The organism is Phyllobacterium sp. P5_D12, from assembly GCF_054049495.1.
This window is the reverse complement of the sequence record NZ_JBFUMG010000367.1, coordinates 1-4,612: the sequence shown is the minus strand read 5'-3', so window position 1 is coordinate 4,612 and position 4,612 is coordinate 1. Positions and strand designations below refer to the sequence as shown.

General features: G+C 55.6%; 5 protein-coding genes and 1 pseudogene. 5 read left to right on the top strand and 1 reads right to left on the bottom strand.

What is annotated here, in order from left to right:
* The 3 genes and pseudogenes from ACXJ5O_RS19540 to ACXJ5O_RS19530 all read left to right on the top strand — a co-directional run.
* Nucleotides 1-139 (top strand): annotated as a pseudogene (locus tag ACXJ5O_RS19540) (ABC transporter permease); the annotation flags it as partial.
* A 4-nt stretch (nt 140-143) separates the two neighbouring features.
* On the top strand, nt 144-1,193 hold the full coding sequence (locus tag ACXJ5O_RS19535; RefSeq protein ID WP_457301345.1) for a LacI family DNA-binding transcriptional regulator: 1,050 nt from the start codon (nt 144-146) through the stop codon (nt 1,191-1,193).
* Nucleotides 1,194-1,214: 21 nt separating this feature from the next.
* Entirely contained in the window at nt 1,215-1,988 is a 774-nt protein-coding gene (locus ACXJ5O_RS19530; RefSeq protein ID WP_457301344.1) for a phosphodiesterase, read from the top strand.
* Between the two features lie 19 nt (nt 1,989-2,007).
* Here ACXJ5O_RS19530 and ACXJ5O_RS19525 read toward each other — a convergent pair whose 3' ends face one another.
* Nucleotides 2,008-2,472, bottom strand: a complete 465-nt coding sequence (locus ACXJ5O_RS19525) for a helix-turn-helix transcriptional regulator (protein ID WP_457301343.1) — start codon at nt 2,470-2,472, stop codon at nt 2,008-2,010.
* Between the two features lie 423 nt (nt 2,473-2,895).
* Here ACXJ5O_RS19525 and ACXJ5O_RS19520 point away from each other — a divergent pair, with 423 nt between their 5' ends.
* Complete coding sequence (locus ACXJ5O_RS19520; protein ID WP_457301346.1) at nt 2,896-3,552, top strand: L,D-transpeptidase; 657 nt, start codon at nt 2,896-2,898, stop codon at nt 3,550-3,552.
* Nucleotides 3,553-3,689: 137 nt separating this feature from the next.
* Nucleotides 3,690-4,612, top strand: a 923-nt coding sequence (locus ACXJ5O_RS19515) for an RHE_PE00001 family protein (RefSeq protein WP_457301342.1), incomplete at its 3' end; no start/stop codon positions are given.

Here is a 4,612-nt window from a genome sequence, read left to right as displayed (position 1 = left end):
GCTATACACTGCGGGTTCAGGTGGAAATTATCAGATTGCGTCGATCACCGCTCTGCTGTTACTCGTACCCTCGATTGGCTTCATGCTGGTGGTGGAGCGATTCTTGCGGGCAGATGTGCTTTCCAAGGTCGGACATTGAAAACATGAAATCTAAAAACAAGCACGCTTCCAATGACGACAAGCAGTACGTCAGTGCGCTGCAGGTTGCGAAACACGCGGGTGTATCCCGCTCGGCGGTGTCGAGGGCTTTTACACCAGGGGCAAGCGTCTCGGCAAAGAAGCGCGAGAAGATCATGGAGGCCGCGGAAGCGCTTGGCTATCAGGTCAACGATCTAGCGCGTGGTCTTTTGGCTCGAAAGAGCCGTCTCGTGGGTTTGGTCGTTACCAATCCCGAACTCGGCTATCGCGCGCATTTGGTTGCGGCGCTGACCAAGGCGCTCATTCATCGGGGCAGTGTTCCCATAGTGATCAATACTGGCCGCACCGAAGAAGAACTGGTTGCAGCACAAAAGACGCTTTTTGGTTATCGCGCGGAAGCGACCATCATCCTCTCCGGTTCGCCGCCCTCGTCTTTCGTCGATCTTGCCCGCCGCAATGGCCAGCCATTGATCGTTATTGGCCGCTCGGAAACGGGAGCAGACGACGTCAATATCGACAATGAAGGCGCCGGCCGTGAGGCCGCACGGTTTTTTCTCGCCGATGGCATAAAAAAACTGGGTTTCGCCGGGGCTCTATCAGGCACACCCACGACGGTCGAACGCGAGTACGGGTTCCGGCGGGAAGCCGAACTGCACGATGCTACTGTCCTGACCGGAAATGGTAAGAATTCGGATTATGCGGGCGGACAGGAAGCCGCTCAGCAGCTCTTCGCTATCGGGAGCGATAGCCCGGATGCAGTGTTCTGCGTCAATGATCTGGTGGCATTCGGCTTGATCGATTATGTGCGGAAACACACGGCACTTTCGATTCCAGAAGATCTGTCCATTGTAGGATTCGACGATATTCCGGAAGCGTCATGGGATGCCTACAATCTTACGACGTTTCGGCAGGATGCGAACACTATGGCTGCGCATGCAGTGGCGCTTCTCGATCGCCGCGAGGCTGAACCGGATCGCCCGCCCGCTCATGAACGCTTGAATACTCGTCTTATCCTGCGCGGCAGCGCGCGTATTCCTGGGTCGTATAGATCCTAGAAACCCCTTGGAACTTCCTGCATGAAAATCATCCAAGTGACTGATCTGCATCTGGTGAAGCCGGGCGCAACCCTGTGTGGTCTTGATCCATTGGTGCGTCTGCAGGCTTGCATCACCGACATCAACCAGAATCACGGCAATGCCGAACTAGTAATCTTTACCGGCGATCTGAGTGACACGGGGGAAGAGATTACGTATCGGGTCCTGGCGGAGGAACTCGCGAAACTGCTCCCGCCCTTCCGTCTGATGCTCGGCAACCATGACGAGCGCAATGCTTTTCTGAACGTCTTTGATACTGTCCGTGCGGAGGACGGCTTTGTCCAGAGTGTGGAAGACACTCGCGAAGGCAGGCTGATCATGCTCGATACGCTGGTTCCTGGCCGGCCAGAAGGTCGTCTGGATGAAACGCGATTGCGCTGGCTTCAGCAGCGCCTTCTGGAGGCCAGGGACCGTCCGGTGTTTCTGTTCTCACACCACCCGCCTTTCCCTATTTACATGCCGCTTTTGGACCGGATGGGCATCATCGAAGCGGATGCGCTCTACGCACTGCTGAAGGAACACGGCAATGTTCGGCATATTTTTGCTGGCCATGCACATCGGCCGATCGCCGGGAGCTGGCGGGGTATTCCCGTCAGCGTCCTGCGCGGCACCAACCATCAGTCGGCACTGGATTTTTCACCGGATAGAATTGCGGTTACGCACGAGCCGCCCGCCTATGCTGTGATTTTCATCGATCGGGACAGCGTCATTGCGCACTTCCACGACTTTCTGGATCGAACCGCGGCTTATCGCTGATACGCTCGACCTACGCTGGTCAATCGCGCGGATTCGCCTTTTCGCTCTGCCAGACGCCGATGTGTTCAGATGGAACGACCGAATACATTTTGCGATAAAGCTTGGAAAACCTGCCCGGATTTGAGAAGTGTAGCTTGGCCGCCAGCTCCCTCACGGATGTTGCTTTCCCGCTGCAAATGATTTCATGGGCTGCAGCAATGCGGCCATTCAGCAAAACCTGGATTGGCGTGGCTCCGCGGTATTTGCGAAACAGGCGCTGCAGGGCGCGGATGTTGATGCCGGCGGCGTTGGCGATGTCTGAAATGCTGACAGGATTGCAGATATTATTTTGGATAAACTCTTCCGCCAGAACCAACTGCTGCTGGGTGTCGCGTGAAGAGCCTGTCCTATTCTTGAGCGTATGTTGCACAGGGTTTGTGGGCGCGCTAGATTCTTCGTTGCTGAGAACTCTCTGCCTGAAACTGTAAGCCGTATCATCTGCCATTGTGAAATACCTGATCGAGCGTGAAGGAGATCCAAACCTGGGTAGGGTACAATCTGGCGTAGAAAAATTGTAGGCGTAAAACGCAGGATTGCATCACTAAATACTTCAGAGTCGGGGATCTGAAAATTCGACCTTAGTGTTAGTCCCAGAGCAAGACTGCGTTGACAGTTGTCAACTAAGCGGGTGGGCTTGCTGCGAGGGAAGCCCTGCTAAAGCTGAGTTGACAGCTGTCAACTCCATCTTTGAGGATGGTTAAGACGCTCTTCTTCGATTCATCGTTTGTAAACCACATTTCCATACAGTTTAAACGATTGCCAATATTTGTAAGCGAGTACGAAATTGTCCCAGCGTAAACAGGCATCCACGACCACACAGCCGATTCCCGTTATTTCCCGCCGTCATCTTTTGGCGGGTGCAGGGTCTATGGCCGTGCTTGGAATGACCGGCTGCACTCAAACGACCCTCGAACTGCCGTCCATGGATATAGACGCAATGCCGACCAGTGGCATACGGCCACAAATCAGCATTGATAAATCGGTAACTGTTCCGGAGGTTATGTACGCTGCTGTGGAGGAGGGCCCGTACTCGCTCCCAGCGGTTCCGTATCAAAAGGTTCCAGTCCAGTTCCGGCGGCAGATAGTTGTCGATCCCACAGGCGAGCAGCCGGGTACGATTGTCGTCCGCCTGCAGGAGCGCTTTCTCTATCTGGTCCAACCCGGCGGCGATGCCATTCGCTACGGCGTCGGTATCGGCAAAGACGGCTTTCTTTGGAGTGGGCGCGCCAATATCCAGTATAAGAAAGAATGGCCGCGGTGGACGCCGCCTCGCGAAATGATTCAGCGTAAGCCGGAATTGGCCAAATATCAGAATGGCATGGACCCGGGTCCGCAAAATCCGCTGGGAGCCAGGGCTCTCTACATTTTTAAGGACGGCGTCGATACCGGCTATCGGATTCACGGATCGCCAGAATGGCGGTCGATCGGGCAGTCGATGTCATCTGGCTGCGTTCGCCTGATTAATCAGGACATCATCGATCTTTACAGTCGCGTCTCTGGAAAAGCGACGGTCGTGGTTGGCTAGAGGCGCCAAACACGCTAATAATGCGAATCAGCCCTCCCACACGATTCATCCTGTTTATCCGGCGGTACCTGCACTTCGCCCAACGGAAGCTAAATTCATTATAGCATCCGTTTAAGCAATCGTTTACCATAGTTTCAATGGTTTATGATTCTGGTGAGTTACCTCTCAAAGATCTGCTTCAACCCGTCATTGCTGCTGAAGACGCGTTGGCGCGGCTTGATGACAGGGTCGGTCGCAAGAATGATCTCGGCGACATGAACGGACGCCAGACGCGCGACGGACTTTTGCGCGAAAATGAGGGCTGGATAGAACGCTCGCATTTCATGGAGGCGTGCAATGCTCTCTGGCTGGCAGGGGAGCTTGTTCATGTCGAAGATTTGGTTCTCCATGACGCACGCATGGACATCCGCACTCCGACGCATGAGCTGACAAGGGCTCATGCCATTTTGCGTACGCGACGCCAGATTGCTGCGAGCCCGCCGGCTTGGTCGTTCAGTCCGAAAGGTCTCGCTAATCTGCGCGGGCGGGCAACCAGCGAGTTTGCCGTGCTATCTGCTGAAACCATGCCAGCGGTTGAACCCGTTGCGGACGATGAGACCGAGGTCAAATCTGATGCCGAAAACGCCTTCGAAGACGAATTGGCGAAATTGGATGCGTTGCTGGACCGCTCGTCGCGGCTGCTTGCGCAACCAGCGGAGGTTGGCGGGGGGAGGGGAGGGAGCAGGCCTCCATCGGCCGAGGTCACACTGGATGGTGACCCGCTGGTATACGACCCGGATTGGGATGAGGATGCGCGGATCGAGCGATGGCTGGCGGTTCATGACCGGAGCCGTGATTTGCCACCACTACTTGCGGCTGCAGTAGTCTGGGACGCATGGGAAGATATCGAACCATTGCAACACCAGCACTGGCTGGGTCCAATGCTCGTGTCCGCCATGCTCAGAGAACGGGGCAAGACGAGATCGCATCTCACAGCCTTCAACGCGGGATTGCGCTCCATTCCGCGCGAGCGCCGCCGTGCCCGCGATCATACGACACGGCTCATTGCATTTCTGGAAGC